Consider the following 23035-nt stretch of genomic DNA (forward strand, 5'->3'; position numbering starts at 1 on the left):
TCATCGGCTGTAAGCCGTCGAGCCTTCGGGTCGCAGGGACGCTTTAGGCGTGAATCGAAGCAAGATTATTGGATGAATCAGACATTCCGCTGCCCTAAACCGTCTCATTCATGACGTTTTCTGTCATGATATGTCACTAACCGCCGGTTGTGGCGCTTTGGCCACAGCGACTCGACGTCTTCGTGCCGCGCTGGCATAGGCGGGACCATGTGCTATCGCCTGATCCGCCCGCTGCTGTTTGCGCTCGATGCCGAGCGCGCCCATCATCTTTCCCTTGCTGCGCTGCGGATGATGCCGACGCCATCGCCGCTGGCACCGGACCCCATGCTGGCGATAAAGGTGGCGGGCATTTGCTTCCCCAATCCGGTCGGCTTGGCGGCAGGCTATGACAAGGATGGGCGGATCGCGCACAAGATGCACGGCCTTGGCTTTGGCTTTGCCGAACTGGGGACGTTGACCCCGCTGGCCCAGCCGGGCAATCCGCAACCGCGCCTGTTCCGGCTGGTCGAGGACAGGGCGGTCATCAATCGCTTCGGTTTCAACAATGGCGGGCAGGGTGCGGCAGCGGATCGCATCGCGCGCTATCGGCGGCCGGTCGTTCGCGAATCAGAGGGCGAGGGGCCGGTGATCGGCATCAATATCGGCGCGAACAAGGATGCGGCGGCGGCCGGACGAGGCATTGCCGACTATGTCACCGGCGTCACCTGCATGGCGCCGCTGGCCGATTATCTGACGGTCAATATCTCGTCGCCTAACACGCCGGGCCTGCGCGCCTTGCAGGACCGCAGCGCGCTCGACGCCTTGCTGAGTGCCGTAATGGCCGCGCGCGCGCCGGGTGGCCCGCCCATTTTTCTGAAGGTCGCGCCCGACCTGGAACCGGCCGATGTCGAGGATATCGCCGCGGCCTGTATCGATCATCGGGTCGATGCGCTGATCGTGTCCAACACCACCATCACCCGGCCCGCGCTGCGATCGGCCCGTGCGGGCGAAGCGGGCGGGCTATCGGGTGCGCCGCTGACCGATTTGTCGCTGGCGCGACTGCGCGATTTTCGCCGGTTGCTGGGCGATCGGCTACCGCTGATCGGGGTGGGCGGCATCGCGACCGGCACGCAGGCCTATGCCCGCATCCGGGCGGGGGCGTCATTGGTCCAACTCTATAGCGCACTGGTCTATGAAGGGCCATATCTGGCGCGGCGGATCAACCGAGAGTTGAAGGCGCTGATGGCCCGCGACGGTGTGGCGACGGTCGCCGATCTGGTGGGTATCGACGGCTGATCCGTCCAAGGGGCTGGAAAGGGTTGCGATCGGCAACTCCCGCTATAGGGTAAGCCCCATGACATGTCGTTTCTCTGGCCTACTGGCCCCTTTAGCCCTTCTCGCTCTTGGGCCGCTACCCGCTTTGGCGCGCGATCCGGTATCGACCAACGCCACTGTTTCGGCTGCCGATCCGCGCGCGGCACAAGCGGGGCAGGAGATATTGCGCAAGGGCGGTAGCGCCACCGACGCCGCCATCGCCATGATGCTGACGCTGAACGTCGTCGAGCCGCATAATAGCGGCATCGGCGGTGGCGGATTCCTGATGCATCATGACGGGGAGACCGGGCTGCTGGAATCGATCGACGGGCGCGAAACGGCCCCGGCCGCCGCCCGGCCCGACCGGTTCATGGGGGCCGATGGCCAACCGCTGTCCTTCCGCGATGCCTGGCCGGGCGGCTATTCGGTCGGAGTGCCGGGCAATGTGCGGTTGGCCTGGGACGCGCATCGCAAATGGGGCAAGCTGCCCTGGGCCGATCTGTTCCAGCCCGCCATTCGCGCGGCGGAAGAGGGCTATGAAGTGCGCCAGCGGCTCGACACCGCGATGAAGGCGGTCGCGGGGGTGTGGGCCGACTTCCCTGAAATCCAGAAATATTTCTGGATCGATGGCAAGCCCGCGCCGATGGGTACGATGCTCAAAAACCCGCCGCTTGCTGCGCTGTTCAAGCGGATCGCGGCGGAAGGGCCGGACGCTTTCTATACGGGCGAAAATGCCCGCATCCTGGCGCAAACCGTCACCAACGCGCCCAAGAACCCGGTGCCGATGACGGAAGCCGACATTGCGGGCTATCAGACCAAGGAGCGTAAGCCGGTTTGCGGCAAATATCGCGTCTATACCGTGTGCGGCATGGGTCCGGCTTCGTCAGGCGGGGTGACGGTGCTGGAGATATTGGGCATGGTCGAGCGCTTTCCGCTCGGCACATGGGGGAAGGATGATCCCCGGTCGTGGCACGTTATCGGCGAGGCGATGCAACTCGCCTATGCCGATCGTGGCACATGGCTGGGCGACCCGGATTTCGTGTCGGTGCCGCTGACGGGGATGATCGATCCCGCCTATCTCAAGCAGCGGTCGGCGCGCATCCGTTTGAACAAGGCGCTCAACGATTATCAGCCCGGCACGCCGCCCGGCGCGCAGCCGCGCACGGCTTCGCGGCCGCAACCCGAAAGCGGCACCAGCCATTTTGTCGCGGTGGACCGGGATGGCGACATCGCCGCCTGGACATCGACGGTCGAGAGTTTCTTCGGCAGCCAGTTGATCGCCAATGGCGTGATCCTGAACAATGAACTGACCGATTTCAGCTTCACCCCGGAAAAGGTCGGCGCGCCGGTCGCCAACCGGGTCGAGCCGGGCAAGCGCCCGCTATCGTCCATGTCGCCGACCATCGTCTATGATGAGGCGGGCACGCCCGTCTTCACCGTCGGCGCGGCGGGGGGCAAGACCATCATCATGCAGGTGGCCAAGGCGCTGATCGCCCATTTCGACTGGGGCCTGTCGGCGCAGGAGTCGATCGCCCATGGGCTGATCTACTTCAACGGCGAAGGGCTGGTGCTGGAGCAGGGCACGTCGCTGGAGGCGATGAAGGCACCGCTCGAAAAGCTCGGCCATCGCGTGACGCTGTCGCGCATGGGGCTCAAGGCCAATGCGGCCGAGCGATTGCCCGATGGCCGCTGGCAGGGCGCAGCCGATCCGCGCAGTCCTGGCGTATCGTTGCAGGAGTGATGTCGAAAAAATGGCATCCTCGCCTGGTAGGGGAGGTGGCAGGGCGTAGCCCTGACGGAGAGGTGTCACGCTCTCGATAGGGCGACACCCCTCCACCACTTCGTGGTCCCCCTCCCCTTACAAGGGAGGATTTAAGGGACTTGGCAAAACAGTCACTTCTTGGCGAACCAGGCCGTCAGCGCGGGCTTCAGGCGGGTGCGGGTTTCGATGCGGGTGTTGATCGCGGCGATGGCGCGATCGACCACCTTGCGCGATTCGGGCGTCAGATATTGGGTGGCATAGGCGTCCAGCTTGGTCGCCATCGCCGGGTCGGCCGATCCGCCGCCCAGCCGCGCGAGCGCTTGACTGCGCGCGGAGACGTCGATCAGCCCTTCATATTGCGCGCGGTGCGCCAGCACATAGTCCACCGCCAGCATCGGATGTTCGTATCCAACCTGCGCAATGATCGCCGCGCTGGTGGTCTTGCCCGGCTCGTCGGTCAGCGCCAGATCGAGGCCTTGGCGGGCGAGCTTTTCGTCCTTGGCCCCGCCGAGCAGCGCATAGAGGGTGCTTTTTTCCAGGTCGGTCTTTGCGCCCTTGGCCAGCGCGCGCAGCCTGTCCCAGGTCGCCTGATCGGCATTTTTGGCGATGATCGCCATCCAGACGTTGCGTAGGGGGCCGTCGAGCGCGGCAGGATCGCTTGCCAGCGCGGCGAAGCGGCGATTGGCTTCGGCCACCACGGCCTTGTCGCCCATCTCGCCCAACGTTCCGACGAGCGCCGAGCGTAGCACGGGCACCTGCGGATTTTCACCCGGCTTGGCATCATAGCCGATGCCGGTCAGCACTGGTGTCAGCTTGGCGGACGTGTAAGCGGCGACCTTCGCCTGTCCGGCCGTATCGCCCTCCAGCATGGCATAAGCGCTGTCCAGATAGCCCGGCACCTGTGCCAGCACGGCGGGGGTGGCGGTGGTGGGTACGGCGTCGATCAGGTCGAGCGCCAGGCCCATGGGCTGATAGCCGCCGAGGCCAAGCTGGAAATTGTCGGCCAGCAGCCCGGTCTGGTCGATCGCGGGCAGCTTGGTGAAACTGGCGGCCAGCGCGTTCACATTAGCGGCGGGATAGAGCGAGCGATAATAGCCCGTCTGCCCGGCATTGACGACATAGGCACCACAGCCCGGCAGCGTCATCTGCCCCTTGCCCTGCAGGATCAGCCGTTGCGGCGCGCCGCCGATGGTCTGCGCCATCACGGGCACGTTCCAGCTCAGGGGTGCCTTGTCCTTCTTGTCGCGGCTGAATTCGCCCTGGCTCAGGGTCAGCAGCGTGTTGCCGCCCTGGCATTGTGCGCTATCGACCTTGACCAGCGGAATGCCGGGCTTGGACGTGAAGTCATGCGCGATCGACACCAATCCCTTGGCCCCTGCGCCCTCGACCGCCTTCCACAGGTCGTCGGTGACGGTGTTGCCATAGGCATGGGCCTTCATATAGCTGCGGATGCCGGTCTTCCACACATCCTCGCCGGCATAGCCCTCCAGCATGGTGATAACCGCTTCGCCCTTCTGATAGGTGATGGCGTCGAACGCCTGGTTCACCTGATCGACGGTGGTGATCTTCTGCACGACGGGGTGGGTGGTGGCGAGCGAGTCGAGGCTCATTGCCGCCTCGCGGCCGTCGACGCGGGTCAGCAGCATCTGCCAATCGGGCTGCAACTTGTCGGTGACCTTGGTCGCCATCCAGCTGGCGAAGCCTTCGTTCAGCCATAGATCGTCCCACCAGGCCATGGTGACGAGATCGCCGAACCATTGATGCGCCATTTCATGCGCCACGGTTTCATAGATGCGGCGCTTGGTCGCTTCGGAGGTGAAGCGCGGATCGACCAGCAGAGCGCGCTCGAAGGTGAAGATCGCGCCCCAATTTTCCATGGCGCTGAAAAACTGGCTCTGACCCGGCCCAGCGACATTGTCGAGCTTGGGCAGGGGATAGGGGACGCCGAAATAATCGTTGAAATAGGGCAGGATCGACACCGAGGCGTCGAGCGCCAGTTGCGCCTTGCCGGTATTGCCCTTGCCGGTGATGACGCCAACTTCGGTCGCGCCCGACATCTTGGTCGCGCGCTCCAGCTCGCCCAGGCCGAAGAAGAGCAGGTAGGAGGACATTTTGGGGCTGGTGCCGAACGTCACCTGGGTCTTGCCGCCGCCCAGATCCTTGGTCGATGTGACCGGCATGTTGCCGACCGCCAGTTCGCCGGTGGGGATGATTGCGCTGAGGTCGAAGGTCGCCTTGTAGCTTGGCTCGTCCCAGCTCGGCACGAAGCGGCGCGCGTCGGGCGCTTCGAACTGGGTGAAGAGCGCGCGCTTCGCTGCACCGTCATTGTCGGTATAGTCGAGCGCGAACAGGCCGTTCGCCTGGGTGTTGATGACGCCGGCATAGGCGATGGCGAGCTTATAGTTGCCGGGTGCCAGCGGCTCGCCGAAGTCGAGCGTTACCGTCTGCGCGTCGGCATCGACCTTGGCCGTGCCCTTGATCGCCTTGCCCTTCGCAGGGGTCAGCATCACGTCTCCGAACGTCAGATCAGCGGCGTTCAGCACCAGCGTCGGCATGGCCGTGCTGACCGCTACGTCGATCGTCACTTTGCCGGTGAACTTCAGATTGGCGGCGTCGGGGGTGACGGTGATCGCATAATGGCTGGGCACGGCGCCGCGCGGCAATTGGGTGGTGATCCCGGCGGCGGGTCCGGTGGGGGCCGTCTGGGCCAGCGCGGGCGTGGCAAGGGCGATAGGGGCGGCGGCCAGCAGCAGCGGCAGGATTTTGGCGAGGGACATAGGTTTTTGAGACTCCGACACGTCTTGACGGCGCGGCCATATGGCTCTGCGCCCTGATGAAACGCGGGATCAACCGTTTCGCTGCGTCGGTCAAGCGATGTAATGCTATTACAACGTCGTTGGTCGAACCCGAACGCCCGTTGGTCGGCGGGTGCCTACAGCATCCGCCGCATCACATTGTCCTTGAGCAGATAATGATGCCGCAACGCCGCGCCGATATGGAGCAGGATCAACGCCGCCCAGATGAAGCCCATTACCTCATGCCCTTCACCCGCCAGATCGACGAGCATGTCGCCCTTGGCCACCGGGAGCTTGGGGACGTCGAACAGGAAGAACCAATTCAAGGGCCGCGTGCCCTCCGACGTCATGATCCACCCGGACAGGGGCAGCACGATCATGAAGATATAGAAGAGCGCGTGGGTGGCGTGCGCCGCTCCTTTTTCCCAATTGGGCATGGCGGCGGACAAGCGTGGCGCGGGATTGGCCAGCCGCCAGATGATCCGCACCAAAGTCAGCGCCAGCACGGTCAGCCCGATCGACTTGTGGATCGGGATCACGGCCCAATCCTTGGGCAGCGCATCATGGCCGATGCCAAGCACCAGTGCGAGGATGATGAGCAAGGCCATGGCCCAATGCAGGGCGCGGGCGACTCCATTATAGCGGTCCATGGCAGCGCTTCCTTCTGTTCGTTTCCTAGCCGTGACGATTGGCGACGAGATTATCCACCACCGAAGGATCGGCCAGGGTGCTGGTATCGCCTAGCGCTTGCGCGGAGACTTCGCCCTCCGCAATTTTACGGAGGATGCGGCGCATGATCTTGCCGGACCGGGTCTTGGGCAGGCCGGGCGCGAACTGGATAACGTCGGGGGTGGCGATCGGGCCGATTTCGGTGCGGACCCATTTGACCAGCAACTGGCGCAGATCGTCGTCCGGCTCGATCCCGGCGTTCAACGTGACATAGGCATAGATGCCCTGTCCTTTGATATCATGGGGGAAGCCCACCACCGCCGCTTCGGCGACGCTTTCATGCAGCACCAGCGCGCTTTCGACCTCCGCCGTGCCCATGCGATGGCCCGACACGTTGATGACGTCATCAACGCGCCCGGTGATCCAATAATAGCCATCGGCATCGCGGCGCGCGCCATCGCCTGTGGTATATTTGCCGGGGTAGGTGGTGAAATAGGTCTGAAAGAAGCGGTCATGGTCGCCATAGACGGTGCGCATCTGCCCCGGCCAGCTGCGTGCGATGACCAGATTGCCCTCGATCGCGCCTTCCAGCACTTTGCCTTCGGTATCGACGATCTGTGGCACCACGCCGGGCATGGGCAGGGTCGCGGACCCCGGCTTGAGGTCGGTGGCGCCTGGCATCGGCGCGATCATCGCGCCGCCGGTTTCGGTCTGCCACCAGGTATCGATGATCGGGCAGCGGCCTTCGCCGACGACGCCATGATACCAGCGCCATGCCTCCGGGTTGATCGGTTCGCCGACCGTGCCGAGCAGGCGGAGCGAGGTACGTCTGGTCGCTTTTACGTGGGCGTCGCCTTCCTTCATCAGCGCGCGCAGCGCCGTGGGGGCGGTGAAGAGGGTCTGGACCTGATGCCGGTCCACCACTTCCCACATCCGCGCCGGGGTCGGCCAGTTGGGCACGCCTTCATACATCAGCGTCGTCGCGCCATTGGCCAACGGGCCATAGACGATATAGCTGTGCCCCGTAACCCAGCCGATATCGGCCGCGCACCAGTAGATGTCGCCGGGCCGATAGTCGAAGCAGAGTTCGTGAGTGAGCGCGGCCCAGAGCAGATAGCCGCCCGATGTGTGTAGCACACCCTTGGGCTTGCCGGTCGATCCCGACGTGTAGAGGATGAACAGCGGGTCTTCGGCATTCATGGGTTCGGGCGGACAGTCGGCCTCGACGGTGGCCGCCGCTTCATGCAGCCACAGGTCGCGGCCTTCCGCCATCGTCACCGCGTCGCCGGTCGCCTGCACGACGACGACATGTTTGACGCCGGGGCAATGTTTGAGCGCGGCATCGACATTGGCCTTCAAGGGCACGGTCTTGCCTGCGCGGCGGCCTTCGTCGGCGGTGATGACCAGCGTCGAATCGCAATCGACGATCCGGCCCGCCAGCGCTTCGGGCGAAAAGCCGCCGAATACCACGCTATGCACCGCACCGATCCGCGCGCAGGCAAGCAGGGCGAAGGCGGCCTCCGGGATCATCGGCATATAGATGGTGATGCGGTCGCCCTTCTTCGCGCCGACGCTTTTCAGCACATTGGCGAAGCGGCAGACTTCTTCATGGGCTTGGGCATAGGTGTAGCGGCGTGGTGCCTCGTCCGGGGAATCCGGCTCCCACAGGATCGCGACCTGATCGCCGCGCTTTGCCAGATGGCGGTCTATGCAGTTGGCGCTGACGTTGAGCACCCCGTCGGCGAACCATTGGATGCCGAAATCCGCTTCGGCAAAGCTGCTTTCGTCGCTTTTCGTCGGCGGTGTGATCCAGTCGAGCCGTTGGGCGCGCTCCAGCCAATAATCGTGCGACGCATCGATCGAACGCGCATAGTCCGCATCGCGCGCGGCCCGGTCCATCAGCGCGCTGCTGGCCCAGTCCCCCGGCACCGGGAAGAAATCGTCAGACATGGGGGCATCCTTTCCATCGCGTAATCATTATCGCAGTCTCTTCTATCGTCCCGCTTGGCGGATCGGAAGGTCGGACCATGCCGTTTCTTGCCATGCTTTTGGACGATATGACCGAAATTCTTGCGTCGGCTTCCACCATTTTGCCGCTTCCCCCCCGACCCGCGCGCGCCTAACAAGGATCGCCTATGTGGCTGCTTTATCAATTTCCGCTCTGCCCCTTCTCTCGCAAGGTCCGGCTGCTGCTGGGCGAAAAGGGGATCGGCTATGATCTGGTCCGCGAATCGCCCTGGGCGATGCGGGACGAATTTCTCGATCTCAACCCGGCCGGCACCACGCCGGTCATGGCGGATCATGACAAGGGGCTGACCCTGATCGACAGCCAGGCGATCTGCGAATATTTCGAAGAGACGGTGGAAAAGGTGCCGCTGATTTCCGGCACCGCCGCCGGGCGCGCCGAAGTGCGGCGGCTCACCGCCTTTTTCGACCAGAATTTCTATGGCGATGTCGTCGGCCCGCTGCTGCACGAGCGGATGAAGAAGCGGCTGATCGAGCGCGCGCCACCCGAAGCCCGCATCCTGCGCGAAGCGATGAAGCGCGCGAATGTGCATATGGACTATATGGACTATCTGCTCGACCATCGCAGCTGGATGGCGGGCGGTACGCTCAGCCTCGCCGATATCGCAGCGGCGGCGCATCTGTCGGTCGCGGACTATCTGGGCGGGATCGACTGGCAGGGGCATGAGCCGGTGCGACGCTGGTATGCCGGGTTCAAGTCGCGCCCGTCCTTCCGGCCGCTATTGTCGGAGCGGATGGAAGTGATTGCCCCACCACCCCATTATGAAAAGCCGGATTTTTAAGCGGGCCTACCAGGCCGGGTGCGCTTTGCATTATGCAGCGTGTCGATCAGCCGCTGATAGAGGGTGAAGAGATATTCCACCCGTTCGCGGTCGGACCCGAAAGCGGTCTTGCGGTAAAGCCGGTCGATCGCGAGATCGAGGTCGTGATGCGCCTTGCGCAATTGCGCGGGCATGGTGTCGGGGTCGTAGAGATCGGCCAGGGTCGATGTCGCGTTGCGGGGCAGGGCGCGGGCGTCGAGGACGGCTTGGGCGAAGGTTTCGATCTTGGCGCGCTGGATCGGGGTGGCATCGGGCCATGGGAAATTGTTGTAAACCAGGCCGATGGAGTAGCGATAGCGGCTTTCCAGCCTGCCGCCGATCTGGCGCATCCAGGCCATATGCATATGGCTGGTGAGGATAGCGAAATGCCAGAGGGTCGCGCCGGGCAGAATGCGGATGAGATTGCTGGGAATGGTCGGCGGTTCCAGCCAGCCGATCGGGATATAGTCGCGGCGTTCCGAACTGACTTCGGGGATGGCGAGGAAGGGCTGGGTCGGGATGACGGTGACGTGAAAGGCCGATGGCGTATCGGCCAGCGCCAGCGACGACTGGCCGGGCGTCTTCTTGCTCTCCTCGGCTTTGCCCAGTGCCGCAATCTCGCCGCGGCGATAGGCCGTCACTTGACGCAGCCTTTGCCGGACGGTGGGAAGTTGCCGAATATCCGCCGGGGCGGCATCCTGTAGCGCCAATATCCACCGTTCGCCGCCATTGAGATATTCCTGCGCCCCAACATAGGGGCGTAAAAAGGGTTCAGCGTCCGGCTCCTGCGCTAGCAGCTTTGCCCGCGCGTCGGCGTCGAAGATCAGATAGCCGCCATCAATCGGTTTGGACCCGATGACGATGCGCGGTGCGCCGTTGATCGGTCGGCTTTCCTCTCGCACCAACAGATGGCGGTCGGCGTCGCGGGCATCGAACAGATAGGCGGTCAGCACGCCATGGCGGGTTTCGCTCGGCTCGCCCTTCGCGTCCGCATAGCTGAAAAGCCGCTTTTGCGCGGGCTCGTCGCGGCGCTGGGCGAGGCCGATGATGACGCAATGGACCGCCGCCCGGCCGGGCCAGACGAAGGTGCGATGGGCGAAGGCGATTTCCAGGCCTGCGCGAAAGATCAGCGGCCAAAGCTGCGCCACCTGTTCGCCCTGCACGATCGAATTGGTGGAAACGAAGGCGATGCGCGCGTCGCCGCCCCCGACATAGTGCGCGGCCTTGAGGAACCAGGCGGCGACATAGTCGAGCGTGCCGCCACTGCCGGGCAGGGCGGCGAGGCGGCGGACCTGCGCGCGCTGCGCCTCGCTCTGATATTTCGCGCCGACAAAGGGCGGGTTGCCGAAGACGAAGGTGCAGCCCTGCGCCGGGATGACATGGTTCCAGTCCAGCTCCAGCGCGTCGCCATGGTGGATGCCGGGGGCTTTCACGAGCGGGATGCGGGCATAATGCTGGCCGAAATCCTCGGCCAGGCGGGTGTTGGCTATATGGTCGGTCATCCACAGCGCGACCTGTGCGATCATGGCGGGAAATTCGTCGATTTCGATGCCGAAGAAATGATCGACATCCAGCTTCGAGAGGGCGGCGACATCCATGACCAGTTCGACCCGGCCGTCGATGGTGAGCAATTCGCGCAATATGTCGCGTTCCAGTTCGCGCAGCTCGCGATAGGCGACGACCAGGAAATTGCCCGCGCCGCAGGCCGGGTCGAGGAACGCCATTGCCCCAAGTCGCTGATGCAGCGCGCGCAAGGCGCGTTCGCGGCCGGATTTGAGCGCGCTGGCGCGGGCGAAGTCGGCGCGCAGATCATCCAGGAACAGCGGTTCGATGACTTTGAGGATCGCCTGCTCGGGCGTGTAGTGTGCGCCCTGCTTACGCCGGGTCACCGTGTCGATCACGCTTTCGAACAGCGATCCGAATATCGCGGGCGACACATCGCCCCAGTTGAACAGGCTGGCGTCGAGCAGCATCGTCCGCATCGCGGCATCGAAGCTGGGCATGGCGATGCGTTCGCGGAACAATTCGCCGTTTATATAGGGAAAGTCGGCGAGGTCAGCATCGAGGCTCTGCTGTCGCCGGTCGGGCGGGGTGTCGAGCGTCTGGAACAGTTCGCCCAGCCATCGGCCAAGGTCGCGGCCGTCGGCACGGGTGCGCCGTTCGAGGAAGGTGAGGAACTGGTCCTTGCGCTCGAAAATGCCGGTATCGTCGGCAAAGAGGATGAAGAGCAGGCGGACGAGCAGCCGTTCCAGATCATGGCCGACATAGCCGTCGGCCGCGAGCGCGTTGTGCAGGCGACCCATCAGTTCCGACGCCTGGCGATTGACCGGCGACTGGTTGCGGAACAGACGCGGCTGGACGCCGATGATAAAGCCGAAGGCCTCCACATGGCGCTTGAGATCGGTGAGCGGGAAGCGCCATTCGCGGCGGGTTTCCAGGTCCACCAGTTCGAAACGCTGGAAATCGCACACCATCATGTGCCGGGGCCGCTGCACGTCGGGCAGCCAGTCATAATAATCGAGCGCCTGGGCCATGGCGCGGTCGAGGTTGCGGCCCGCGCTCTTCTGTTCGACGATCAGCGTGCCGGGCCAGAACAGGTCGATGAAGCCGCCGGAGCGCGCGGGATCGAGCGATTTGACTCGTTGTTCGTAAACAGCGACCTGCTTGCGCGGTACGCCGAAGATGCCGAAAAATTCGTCGTAGAAGCTGTGGGTCTGGCCCTTTTCATAGCCCTTGCCCTGCCATTCGGCGGCAAAATGGGCCGCATTCGTGCGAATTTCCGGCCAACTGAGCCGCATCCCTGCCCTCCCCCATGATGAGGGAGACGGGGTGGATGGAGGGGCGATCCGCGCCAAGCGGACCCTGGACCATTATGGCGCTGGTCCGATATGGCGCAAAATTGCGGGCGGGATCAGGCCGGATTTCAGTCCATTTTGAACCTGTTACGCCGGGCCAATCAGGCGGCGCGGGCGGCTTCTATCGGGGCCAGAACAGCTTGGTTGCGCCCCGCACGTTTGGCCTGGTAGAGCGCGGTGTCAGCGGCCGAAAGCCAGGCCTCGCTCGACATGCGGCCTGCGCCGATCGTTGCGACGCCGAAACTGGCGGTGACATGCAGCGGGGGATTGTTGGTGATTTCGAACCGCTCGATCGCAGAGCGTATCCGGTTGGCGACGGCCAGTGCGTCTGCATCCCGCGTATCAGGCAGCAGCAGGCCGAATTCCTCGCCACCGATCCGGCCGAACGCATCGCTGGGGCGGGACAGGCCTTTGCAGAGCGCCGCGACCGCTTCGATCACGCGGTCGCCCGCCGGATGACCATAGCGGTCGTTGATCTGCTTGAAATGGTCGATGTCGAGCAGGACCAGCGCGGCCGGGCGGCGGTGGCGGGTGAAGAGCGCGATCCGCTTGTCGAGTTCGGCGATGAAGGCGCGGCGGGTCAGCGCCCCGCTCAGATGGTCACGCTCGGCCAGCAGGCGCAATTCCATCTGTTCCACGACGATGGGGGCAAGGCCCGTGAGCGCTGCCATCTGCTCGGACGAAAAGTCACGCGGGCGCGTGTCTATGGCGCAGAGCGACCCCAGATTATAGCCGTCGGGCGTGCGCAACGGCACCCCGGCATAGCTGCGGATATGCGGCTCTCCGGTCACCAGCGGATTATCACAAAAGCGCGGATCTTCCTGCGCATCGGTGATGATCAGCGGCTCGTCCTGACGAATGGCATGGTCGCAAAAGGCCATGCTGCGCGCGGTTTCGGATATATCGAGGCCCGTAATCGACTTGAACCATTGGCGTTCGGTGTCGATCAGCGAGACCGCCGAGATGGGCACATCGAACAAGGTCCGCACCAGATTGGTGACCTTGTCGAACGCCCCTTCGGCCGGGGTGTCCAAAATGCCATAGCGCCGCAGTGCCGCGATCCGGGCCGGTTCGTCAAAAGATGTGGCACATGACATTTTACGACACCAGGTCATCAAACAAGGCCATGCCGGTTCACGCATGGCGGGGAAATTCGGCGCGCCCTGCGCCCGCCGATCGACCGATAGAGGCTAAAGTGACCCTTGGCCCTGAACAAAGGGTTAAGACGCGCGCTCTTTGGTCGCAGGCTCCATGCAGTTGAACGATGCGATAATCATCCGCATCGGGATTGGCCGGCCGGCGCGCTTCCTATCAGGCGGGGTTATGCTCCTTCAGGAAGGCATCGAGCTTTTCGAGGAATTCCAGCCGATCGGCTTCACGCGAGAAATGATGGTCGGCCAGCGGCTGTTCAACATAGATATAGTCCCGTCCTGCGACCTTTCCGGCGGCCTTGAGCTTTTCCGCCATTTCACGCGACTGGCTCACCTGGACGCGGCGATCCTTCTTGCCGTGCATCAGCAGGATGGGCGTTGCGAACTGTCCCGCGAAGTGGATGGGCGACACGGCTGCGAAATCGGGGGCCTGCTCCTTCATCCAATCCTTGCGCGTACTGTGATAGAGGAAGCGTCGATCATAGCGCATCATGGCGGCGAGATCGGACACGCCCGCATAGGATATGGCGCAACGATATTTGGCGGCATCGCGCTGGGCCGCGCGCATCGCGGCATAGCCGCCATAGGAGGCGCCAGCCATGCACACCCGCTTGGGATCGGCAATGCCCTGCTTGACCGCCCAATCGACCGCGTCATTGAGATCGTCCTGCATGGCAAGGCCCCATTGTCCTTCGCCCTTTTCCGCAAAGGCGCTGCCATAGCCCGATGAACCGCGATAATTGGGCTGCAGCACGGCATAGCCGCGCCATGCCAGGAACTGCACCCACCAGTCCCACTCCTCCGCATCGCGGGCGAAGGGGCCGCCATGGGGCATCAGGATGAACGGCAGATTCTTCGCATCCCGTCCTGCCGGAACCGTCAGCACGGCGGCAATCTCCAGCCCGTCGCGCGCCTTGTAGCGGATGGTCTTGACGGGTGCGAGGCGGGTCTTGGTGGTAAAGCGGTCACTGACGCGCGACAGAACGCTCATCGCACCGGCGTCGGTATCATAATAATAATAAGCGCCGGGCTGATCGGGCGTGCCGACATGCACGACCATGCGCTGGCCGTTCCGACTGGTGGATACGATGCGCGCGCGCCGATCGCCGACCGCCTTGTCGATATCCGCCTGAATCTTCGCCAGATTGGCATCGAACCAGTGCACGGCGGGCGCGTCGGCGGTATAGCGCACGCCCGCGACACCCGTGCCCGCCGCATCTTCGGTTACGCCGCCCAGATCAAAGCCCGGAACCGAAAATATCTTGCTGCCCAGTTCCAGCGTGGCGAGGTCCAGTTCGTAGAGCGCATCGGTGCCTTCGCGATCGTCGCTGGCGATCGCTTTGCCCGGATCGGCGGTGAAAAGGAGCGGTACCACGAGTGATTCGTCGCGGCGGCGATCGGCACGATCCACGACGCGGAAAGTGGCGCGCCCGTCGGGGCGATAGAGCAGCTTGCTGGTCCGGGTGTTGTCATTATACCCCACGCCCATGCGCACCGCGCCGGTGGCGTCGGCATACCAGTTTCGCACATATTGGCGTGGCGCAGTCACGCCGTGCATCTTGCCGGTGCTGACGTCGATCTCATCCACCTTCGGCCAGAAACCGGGGTCGCTGTAAAAGATCGACGTCTGGTAGGAGAGCAGGATACGTGGCGTGCCATCGCGCGCGACCCAGATGACGTCATCGGCATTTTGCGCGGCGGCCGATTTGGCGAGCACATTGATCTTGCTGCCGTCGCGCTTAACGCTGGCGACGCGGCTGACATACCAGGGCATGCCCTGGACATTGCTTTCCGCGCCGATGCCCGCGATCAGCCACTCATCATTGACCCACTGCCACCAGTTGAGGTCATTATCGCCCATGGCAATCGAACGGACGCGGTTTGGGCCATCATGCACATCGGCGATGACCAGCAATTGTTCGCCATTGACCGCAACGCGGCTGGCAATGTGGAGTCCGTTGGGTGAGAGCGCCGGGGCATGCATCAAAGGCAGCGCGGCGAAATCCTTGATGGACCAGCCCGGCGCTTCGGCAGGAGGCGGCGTTGAAGATGGCGCTTGAGCTGACACTGCCGACGCAAGAAAAAGCGCGCCACCCAGCAGCGACGTGAACATAGCCTTCATCGATTCCCCCAGCCAGATCGACCCCGCCCCAGGGAATAGGGCGGGGCCGGCGCGGCGTCATCTGCTTTTTTTGCGGATTATCCGTCGGTTGAGGTCAATCTATCCTCCATGCGCCAGCGCGGCGAGCAGCAGCAGCGCGACGATATTGGTGATCTTGATCATCGGGTTTACCGCTGGGCCTGCGGTATCCTTGTAGGGGTCGCCCACCGTGTCGCCGGTCACGGCTGCCTTATGGGCTTCGCTGCCCTTGCCGCCATGATGGCCATCCTCGATATATTTCTTCGCATTGTCCCATGCGCCGCCGCCCGATGTCATCGACAGGGCGACGAACAGGCCGGAGACGATGACGCCCAGTAACAGCGCGCCGAGCGCCGCGAAGCCGTTGGACACGCCTGCGACCGCCGAAATGGCGAAATAGACCACGATTGGTGCCAGCACCGGCAACAGGCTGGGGACGATCATTTCCTTGATCGCGGCCTTGGTCACCAGATCGACGGTGCGGGCATAATCGGGCTTGCTGGTGCCATCCATGATGCCCTTATTCTCGGCAAATTGCGCGCGGACATCCTTGACCACGTCACCCGCCGCGCGGCCCACGGCGGTCATCCCCATCGCCCCGAACAGATAGGGCAGCAGTGCGCCCAGCAGCAGGCCGACGATGACATAGGGGTTGGAGAGGCTGAAATCGACCGGCGCAGTGAGGCCGAGCGCGCTGTTATAATATTTCAAATCCTCGGTATAGGCACCGAACAGCACGAGCGCGGCAAGACCCGCCGAGCCGATAGCATAGCCCTTCGTCACCGCCTTGGTCGTGTTGCCCACCGCGTCCAGTGCGTCGGTCTTGACCCGGACGCTATCGTCGAGATGCGCCATTTCGGCGATGCCGCCCGCATTGTCGGTCACAGGGCCATAAGCGTCCAATGCGACGACCATGCCCGCAAGCGCCAGCATGGCGGTCGCGGCGAAGGCGATGCCGATGAGGCCCGCCAGTTGATGCGCGACGATGATGCCGATGACGATCACCAATGTTGGCAGGGCAGTGGATTCCAGGCTGATCGCCAGACCCTGAATGACGTTGGTGCCATGGCCGGTTTCCGACGCCTTGGCGATGGAGCGGACCGGGCGATAATTGGTGCCGGTATAATATTCGGTGATGACGACGAGCAGCCCGGTGACGGCAAGCCCCACCATCATCGACCAGAACAGTGCCATGCCGGTATAGCCGCCCACGCCATCCAGGTCCGCGCCGAACACCGCGTTCATGTCGCCCAGCGTGCGCCAAGTGACATAATAGATGGCCGGGATGGACAGCAAGGCGGTGGTCCAAAAGCCCTTGTAGAGCGCGCCCATGATCGACTGGCTGGAGCCGAGCCGCACCATATAGGTGCCGATGATCGAGGTGATGATGCACACGCCGCCCACGATCAGCGGCAGCGCCATCAGGTTGAGCAGCACCGCATTGTCGAGGCCGGTGACGAGCAGCGCGGTCAGAACCATGGTTGCGCCGATGGTGACGACATAGGTTTCGAACAGGTCGGCGGCCATCCCTGCACAATCGCCGACATTGTCACCGACATTATCGGCGATGACGGCGGGGTTGCGCGGATCGTCTTCGGGGATGCCGGCTTCGACCTTGCCCACCAGGTCCGCGCCGACATCGGCCGCCTTGGTAAAGATGCCGCCGCCCAGCCGCGCGAAGATGGAGATGAGCGATGCGCCGAAGGCCAACGCGACGAGGCTGTCAATGACAAGCCGGTCATCAGGCGCGTAACCCGACGGGCCGGTCAGATACCAGAAGAAGACGCTGATCGCGAGCAAAGCCAGGCCCGCCACGAGCATGCCGGTGATCGCGCCCGCGCGGAACGCGACCGTCAGCCCGCTTTGCAACGTGCCGCGACAGGCTTCGGCGGTGCGGACATTGGCGCGGACGGAGATGTTCATGCCGATGAACCCCGCCGCGCCCGACAGGATCGCGCCGATCAGGAAGGCGATGGCGGATGTGACGCCCAGAAAGAGCAGGACCAGCGCGGCCACGACCACGCCGACGATGGCGATGGTGGTATATTGGCGGCCGAGATAGGCTCTGGCCCCCTCCTGAATCGCGCCCGCAATCTCCTGCATGGTGGCGTTGCCCGCAGGCGCACTTAGCACCTGTCGGCTGGTGAACAGGCCATAGAGGATGGCCAACAGGCCACACCCTATGGCGATATAGACGATCTGCATGCTTGTTCCTCTCCCCCTGTTATGGCTGTCATCGGCCGCTCCGCAGGGAATGACGGGCGAACGAAAGGCGCAGGGGTGGGCGGCCGGGCGGGTGGGGTCCGGCATCGATCACCGCGTCAATCAGCAGTGGGCACACGCACATAAGCGGTCCAAACGGGCTGAGAATAGGGTGAAGCGAAGCTACAGGGTAGAAGCCGTGCGTCAAGCGGGTTGGCGCAGAAACCTGGTCAACCCCATCTGCGCTTATCCATGTTCCCAGCCGAGCCGGTCGGGCAGCGGCACGATGGCGCCGTCGATCATCAGAGTCAGGCCTGCGCCCGCGCTGACACGCCCGACGGGAATGGCGCGCACCGGGGGAGCCAGCCCACGCGGCATCGTGAAGAGCAGTTCATAATCATCGCCCGCGCGCGCGGCGGCGATCTGCACCGCGGTGCTGGCCCCGCGCGCCTTTTCGAGCGCCGGGGAAAGGGGGATATGGTCGATGATGATCGCGACGCCGCTGGCCTGGCCCATGCGCTGCGTGTCGATCAACAGCCCGTCCGACAGGTCCATCATGGCGCTGGCGTGGGGGGCAAGCAGCGCGCCTTCGGCGAGGCGCGGGCGCGGGCGGCGATAGGCGTCGACCAGCGGACCGGATGCCGCCGCATCGGCACGGGCGAGGTCAAGGCCGATGCCCGCGTCGCCGACCGGGCCGGTGACGTAGAGGATGTCGCCCGGCTGGGCACCTTTGCGCGTGGGGATGGGGCCGGTTGCCTCCCCGATGGCGGTGAGGCTGTAGCTGCGCGCGCTGGCGGGCGGCATCGCGACGGTATCGCCGCCGAGCAGCGGCATGGCGTGGCGGTCGAGCGCTTCGCCCAGCCCCGCAATGAAAGCCGCGTCCCAGTCTTCGTCGCCCGACAGCGCATAATTGAGCAGGCAGCCGACCGGCCGCGCGCCCTTCGCCGCCAGATCGGACAGGTTCACCGCCGCGAGTTTCCAGCCGATATCGGCGGGCGGATCGGTGGGGAGATAATGGACGCCCTCGACCATCGTGTCGCTGGTCAGAATGAGGCGGGTGTCGCCAACGGGTAGGATCGCGACATCATCCATCAGCCCCTGCGCGGCGGGATCATTCGCCAGCAGGCGCAACAGGGTGAGGAAGCGGGATTCCTGGCTCATGCTCCATCCTCCGTTCGCCCTGAGCTTGTCGAAGGGCTATTCTTCTTTGAAGAAAGTGCAGGGCTTCGACAGGCTCAGCCCGAACGGATGGGGTGGCTATTTCCTTACATCCTTGGCCACGCCGTCAAGCAGGCCGTTGACGAAGCCCGATTCGCGCTTGTCGTAGAAAGCGTGGGCGACGTCGACATATTCGCTGATGACCGTGCCGGTGCCGACATCGGCGCGGGCGAGCAATTCATAGGTGCCTGCGCGCAATATCTGGCGCATCGGCTTGTCGAGCCGGTCGAGGCTCCAGCCGCTCGACAGGCGGGCGGCGATCAGCGCGTCGATCTCGTCGCGGCGCTTGTCCACGCCGGACACGACATCGTCGAAAAACGACTGTTCGGCCGGGGCATAGGTCACGTCTTCGATGGTCGCACCCAAGCGATGGGTATGAAATTCATGCAGCAGGATGTGGAGCGGCGTGCCCTCCATTTCGAGCTGGTAGAGCGCCTGGACCGCGGCAAGGCGCGCGGCGGAGCGGGATTTGGATCGTTCGTTCATCGGATGCCCCCTACGCCTGTGTTACTTCAGGCGCAACGCCACGGATGCGGCATGGGCGGGCAAGCCTTCCGCTTCCGCCAGGGCGACCGCCGCCGGGCCGATCGCGCCGATGGATGCCGTGTCGAGACTCAGGAAGCTGGTCCGCTTCATGAAGTCCAGCACCGACAAGCCCGACGAAAAGCGCGCACGGCGGCCGGTGGGCAGGACGTGGTTCGGCCCGGCGACATAATCGCCGACCGCTTCGGGCGTCATGCGGCCAAGAAACACCGAGCCTGCGTGACGCACCTTGGCGAACAGCGCGTCGGGATCGTCAACCGCCAGTTCGAGATGTTCGGCAGCGAGCCTGTTGACCAGCGGCATCGCCTCTTCAAAATCGCGCACGACGATGATCGCGCCATTGGCGTTCCAGCTGGTAGTCGCGACGGCCTGGGTCGAGAGTAGCGGCAGGCGACGCTGCACGGCCTGCTCGACCGCATCGGCAAAGGCGGCATCGTCGGTGAAGAGGATCGACTGGCTGGTCGGGTCATGTTCGGACTGGCTGAGCAGGTCGGCGGCGATCCAGTCGGGATCATTCTTGGCGTCGGCGACGACCAGGATTTCCGATGGGCCGGCGACCATGTCGATCCCGACCACGCCATACAATTGCCGCTTGGCTTCGGCGACCCAGGCATTGCCGGGGCCGGTAATGACGTCCACCGGCGCGATCCGGTCCGTGCCATAGGCAAGCGCGGCGACAGCCTGCGCCCCGCCGACGCGCCAGATTTCCTCGATCCCCGCAATCTGCGCGGCGGCCAGCACCAGCGGGTTGATCTCGCCATTGGGGGTGGGCGTCACCATCGCGATGCGGCTGACGCCCGCGACCTTGGCAGGAATGACATTCATCAGCAGCGAGCTGGGATAGGCGGCGCGACCGCCCGGAACATAGAGGCCCGCCGCATCGACCGCGCTCCAGCGCGCGCCGAGGCGCACGCCCGCGCTGTCCACGCCGTCGCTGTCCACCGGACGCTGCTTTTCATGATAGGCGGTGATGCGCGCGGCGGCGAGTTCGAGCGCATCGCGCAGGGTGGTGGAAATGCCTTCGAGCGCGGCGCGGCATTCGGCGGGTGTGACGGCCCAGCCGCTGACATTCAGGTCGTGTCGGTCGAAACGCTGCGTATAGTCCGCCAGTGCCGCATCGCCGCCCGCGCGCACGGCTTTGAGGATCGCGGTGACGTCGCGCGAGACATCTTCATCAGCCTCGCGGCGCGCATCGACCAAGGTGGTGAAAGCAGCAGCGAAGTCGGGCGAGGTGGTGGCGAGGCGTTGGGTCATGGCGTTTATCCCCCCTCCCTTTCAAGGGAGGGGACGGGGGTGGGTGGCGAGCGAAGCGAGCTTGCCGACATCTCGATAGGGCAGATGCTCCCTCCGGTCGCGACCCACCCCAACCCCTCCCTTGAAAGGGAGGGGCGGTTTCCTTTTTCAAGCCGCATCCCGCACCCCCACAGCCCGACGAAACGCCTCGACCATCGGCGCTAATTCCGCCGAGCGCATCTTGAAGGCGGCGCGGTTGACGATCAGGCGGGCGGAGATCGGCATGATGATATCGGTTTCGACGAGGCCATTGGCCTTCAGCGTCGCGCCCGACGAGACGAGATCGACGATCCGGCGCGAAAGCCCCAGCGAAGGCGCCAATTCCATCGCGCCATTGAGCTTCACGCATTCCGCCTGAAGCCCGCGCGCTTCATAATATTTGCGCGTCAGATGCGGATATTTGGTCGCGACGCGGACATGGCTGATCGCGGCTTCATCTTCGTCGGCGGCGTCGGCGGGCTGGGCGACCGACAGGCGGCAATGGCCGATGTCGAGGTCCACCGGCGCATAGAGCTCGGAATAGTCGAACTCTTCCACCACGTCCGATCCAACGATGCCGATCTGCGCCGCGCCATGGGCGACGAAAGTTGCGACATCGAACGCGCGCACGCGGATGATCGACACGTCGGGAAGGTTGGTAGCGAAGCGCAGCGCGCGGCTTTTCTTGTCATGAAACTCTGCCTCCGGCTCGATACCGGCTTTGGCGAGCAAAGGCAGCGCTTCATCGAGGATGCGGCCCTTGGGAATGGCGAAGGTGAGGGTGCGAGTCATGACGCGCGGGCCTTAGCCGGGCGCGGGGGGCAGGGCAAGGATTTGGGGGTGGAGAAGCGCCGACTTACTCTACTGCGCTCATACGCCGATGGTCATGCCCACAATGGCCGCAGACTCTGCGTGGCCATACCGTATTCCACGCAATAAAATTCTTGCTACTTCTAAACGGCGACAATCCACATTCGGGGCATCGCAGTATAAACATTGGGATTATGCCGTGGCTGAGCCAGAATATGGCGGTTATCCAGAAGGCATCTGGACCGAAAAGACGCTCGATCAGCGTTGACCAAGCTGGAAATGTGAAAAATAAGAGCAGCACCCAGCCGGTAAACAGCCATGAGCGTGCGTACAGCGACATGATTGTTACCCTACTTCCACCATCGCGCTTTGCGTGCTTTTGATCCAACCACCGCCCAGCACATGGTCGCCATCATAGAGCACCGCCGCCTGCCCCGGCGCGACGCCATATTCCGGGGCGTCGAACAATAATTGCCCGTCCACCAGCCGCGCAGGCACGGGCTTCGCCATCGACCGCACCTTGGCGGTCAATGGCCCGGCAAAATCGCGGCCCAGCCAGTTGATGTCGGTGAGTGTCGCGCCTGATACCGCCAGCGCCGCCTTTGGTCCCACGATCACGCGCTTGGCCGGCGCATCCAGGCGGATGACATAGAGCGGATCGGGCTGGCCGCCAATCTCCAGCCCCTTGCGCTGGCCCACGGTGAAATGGATCATGCCCTTGTGCCGGCCCAGCACCCGGCCATCAATATGGACGATGTCGCCGCCTTCATCCGCATCGGGGCGCAGCTTGCGCACGATCTTGGCATAATCACCATCGGGAACGAAGCAAATGTCCTGGCTGTCGGGCTTGAGCGCGACCGCCAGCCCCAGTTCCGCCGCGATTTCGCGCACCATCGGCTTGGGCAATCCCCCCAAAGGAAAGCGCAGATAATCAAGCTGCGCCTGCGTGGTGGCGAACAGGAAATAGCTCTGGTCGCGCGCCGGGTCGGCGGCACGGTGCAGTTCCGCGCCCTGCGGCCCTTCCATGCGGCGGACATAATGGCCGGTGGCGAGGCAATCGGCGCCCAGATCGCGCGCGATCTGGAACAGGTCGGTGAACTTCACCCCCATATTGCATTTGACGCAGGGTATGGGGGTGCGCCCGGCCATATATTCGTCGGCAAAATCGGCGATCACCGAATCGCGGAAACGGCTTTCATAATCGAACACATAATGGGCGATGCCGATGCGGTCGGCGACAGCGCGCGCGTCGCGTATGTCTTGGCCCGCGCAGCAACTTCCCGTTCGGCCCACCGCCGCGCCATGATCGTAAAGCTGGAGCGTGACGCCGATGACTTCCGCGCCCGTTTTCGCGGCCAAAGCAGCAACGACGGAGGAATCCACGCCGCCGGACATGGCAACGACGATGCGCCGCGCGTCGAGCGGCTGGGCTAGCTGAAATTCTGGCTGCATGGCCGCGCCTATACTCCCGGCGCGCCTGCGGTGCCAGTGGCGAGTGAT

General features: G+C 64.0%; 15 protein-coding genes. 3 read left to right on the forward strand and 12 right to left on the reverse strand.

Features of this window, described 5'->3' with window-relative positions; all coding sequences use genetic code 11:
• Nucleotides 1-207: 207 nt before the first annotated feature.
• Nucleotides 208-1275: a quinone-dependent dihydroorotate dehydrogenase gene (locus J2W40_RS09935; RefSeq protein WP_310224224.1), complete on the forward strand. Its 1068-nt coding sequence runs from the start codon at nucleotides 208-210 to the stop codon at nucleotides 1273-1275.
• Between the two features lie 58 nt (nucleotides 1276-1333).
• Nucleotides 1334-3034 (forward strand): gamma-glutamyltransferase, encoded by a 1701-nt coding sequence (gene ggt, locus J2W40_RS09940; RefSeq protein ID WP_310224226.1) that lies wholly within the window; start codon nucleotides 1334-1336, stop codon nucleotides 3032-3034.
• Nucleotides 3035-3186: 152 nt separating this feature from the next.
• Here the strand turns inward: ggt and J2W40_RS09945 are convergent, their stop codons facing one another.
• The 3 genes from J2W40_RS09945 to acs form a co-directional block, all read right to left on the reverse strand.
• Complete coding sequence (locus J2W40_RS09945) at nucleotides 3187-5832, reverse strand: M1 family metallopeptidase (RefSeq protein ID WP_310224228.1); 2646 nt, start codon at nucleotides 5830-5832, stop codon at nucleotides 3187-3189.
• Between the two features lie 155 nt (nucleotides 5833-5987).
• Nucleotides 5988-6500 carry a cytochrome b gene (locus J2W40_RS09950; RefSeq protein ID WP_310224230.1) on the reverse strand — a complete coding sequence of 171 codons (513 nt, stop codon included), beginning with the start codon at nucleotides 6498-6500 and terminating at the stop codon, nucleotides 5988-5990.
• 25 nt (nucleotides 6501-6525) lie between these two features.
• Nucleotides 6526-8469 (reverse strand): acetate--CoA ligase, encoded by a 1944-nt coding sequence (acs, locus tag J2W40_RS09955; protein ID WP_310224232.1) that lies wholly within the window; start codon nucleotides 8467-8469, stop codon nucleotides 6526-6528.
• A gap of 185 nt (nucleotides 8470-8654) precedes the next feature.
• Here acs and J2W40_RS09960 point away from each other — a divergent pair, with 185 nt between their 5' ends.
• On the forward strand, nucleotides 8655-9326 hold the full coding sequence (locus J2W40_RS09960; RefSeq protein WP_037476369.1) for a glutathione S-transferase family protein: 672 nt from the start codon (nucleotides 8655-8657) through the stop codon (nucleotides 9324-9326).
• On the opposite strand, the gene J2W40_RS09965 is transcribed toward J2W40_RS09960, so the two are convergent.
• From J2W40_RS09965 to mnmA, 9 genes are all read right to left on the reverse strand, one after another.
• Nucleotides 9323-12142 carry a class I SAM-dependent DNA methyltransferase gene (locus tag J2W40_RS09965; RefSeq protein WP_310224234.1) on the reverse strand — a complete coding sequence of 940 codons (2820 nt, stop codon included), beginning with the start codon at nucleotides 12140-12142 and terminating at the stop codon, nucleotides 9323-9325. The two genes, J2W40_RS09960 and J2W40_RS09965, sit on opposite strands and share 4 nt — an antisense overlap.
• 158 nt (nucleotides 12143-12300) lie before the next feature.
• Nucleotides 12301-13296, reverse strand: coding sequence for a sensor domain-containing diguanylate cyclase (locus J2W40_RS09970; RefSeq protein ID WP_310224236.1), 996 nt, complete (start codon nucleotides 13294-13296; stop codon nucleotides 12301-12303).
• 214 nt (nucleotides 13297-13510) lie between these two features.
• Nucleotides 13511-15472 carry an alpha/beta hydrolase family protein gene (locus J2W40_RS09975; RefSeq protein WP_310224238.1) on the reverse strand — a complete coding sequence of 654 codons (1962 nt, stop codon included), beginning with the start codon at nucleotides 15470-15472 and terminating at the stop codon, nucleotides 13511-13513.
• Nucleotides 15473-15571: 99 nt separating this feature from the next.
• The gene (locus J2W40_RS09980) at nucleotides 15572-17695 is read right to left on the reverse strand and encodes a sodium-translocating pyrophosphatase (protein WP_310224239.1); all 2124 of its coding nucleotides are present in this window, start codon (nucleotides 17693-17695) and stop codon (nucleotides 15572-15574) included.
• A 243-nt stretch (nucleotides 17696-17938) separates the two neighbouring features.
• Nucleotides 17939-18853, reverse strand: a complete 915-nt coding sequence (thiL, locus tag J2W40_RS09985) for a thiamine-phosphate kinase (protein ID WP_310224242.1) — start codon at nucleotides 18851-18853, stop codon at nucleotides 17939-17941.
• A 96-nt stretch (nucleotides 18854-18949) separates the two neighbouring features.
• Nucleotides 18950-19396 carry a transcription antitermination factor NusB gene (gene nusB, locus J2W40_RS09990; RefSeq protein WP_043149234.1) on the reverse strand — a complete coding sequence of 149 codons (447 nt, stop codon included), beginning with the start codon at nucleotides 19394-19396 and terminating at the stop codon, nucleotides 18950-18952.
• A gap of 21 nt (nucleotides 19397-19417) precedes the next feature.
• On the reverse strand, nucleotides 19418-20707 hold the full coding sequence (hisD, locus tag J2W40_RS09995; RefSeq protein ID WP_310224244.1) for a histidinol dehydrogenase: 1290 nt from the start codon (nucleotides 20705-20707) through the stop codon (nucleotides 19418-19420).
• Between the two features lie 147 nt (nucleotides 20708-20854).
• Nucleotides 20855-21517: an ATP phosphoribosyltransferase gene (gene hisG, locus J2W40_RS10000; RefSeq protein ID WP_310224246.1), complete on the reverse strand. Its 663-nt coding sequence runs from the start codon at nucleotides 21515-21517 to the stop codon at nucleotides 20855-20857.
• A 363-nt stretch (nucleotides 21518-21880) separates the two neighbouring features.
• Nucleotides 21881-22987: a tRNA 2-thiouridine(34) synthase MnmA gene (gene mnmA, locus J2W40_RS10005; protein WP_310224248.1), complete on the reverse strand. Its 1107-nt coding sequence runs from the start codon at nucleotides 22985-22987 to the stop codon at nucleotides 21881-21883.
• Nucleotides 22988-23035 lie beyond the last annotated feature (48 nt).

Origin of the sequence: Sphingobium xenophagum (assembly GCF_031457465.1) — a bacterium.
Lineage (GTDB): Bacteria > Pseudomonadota > Alphaproteobacteria > Sphingomonadales > Sphingomonadaceae > Sphingobium > Sphingobium xenophagum_A.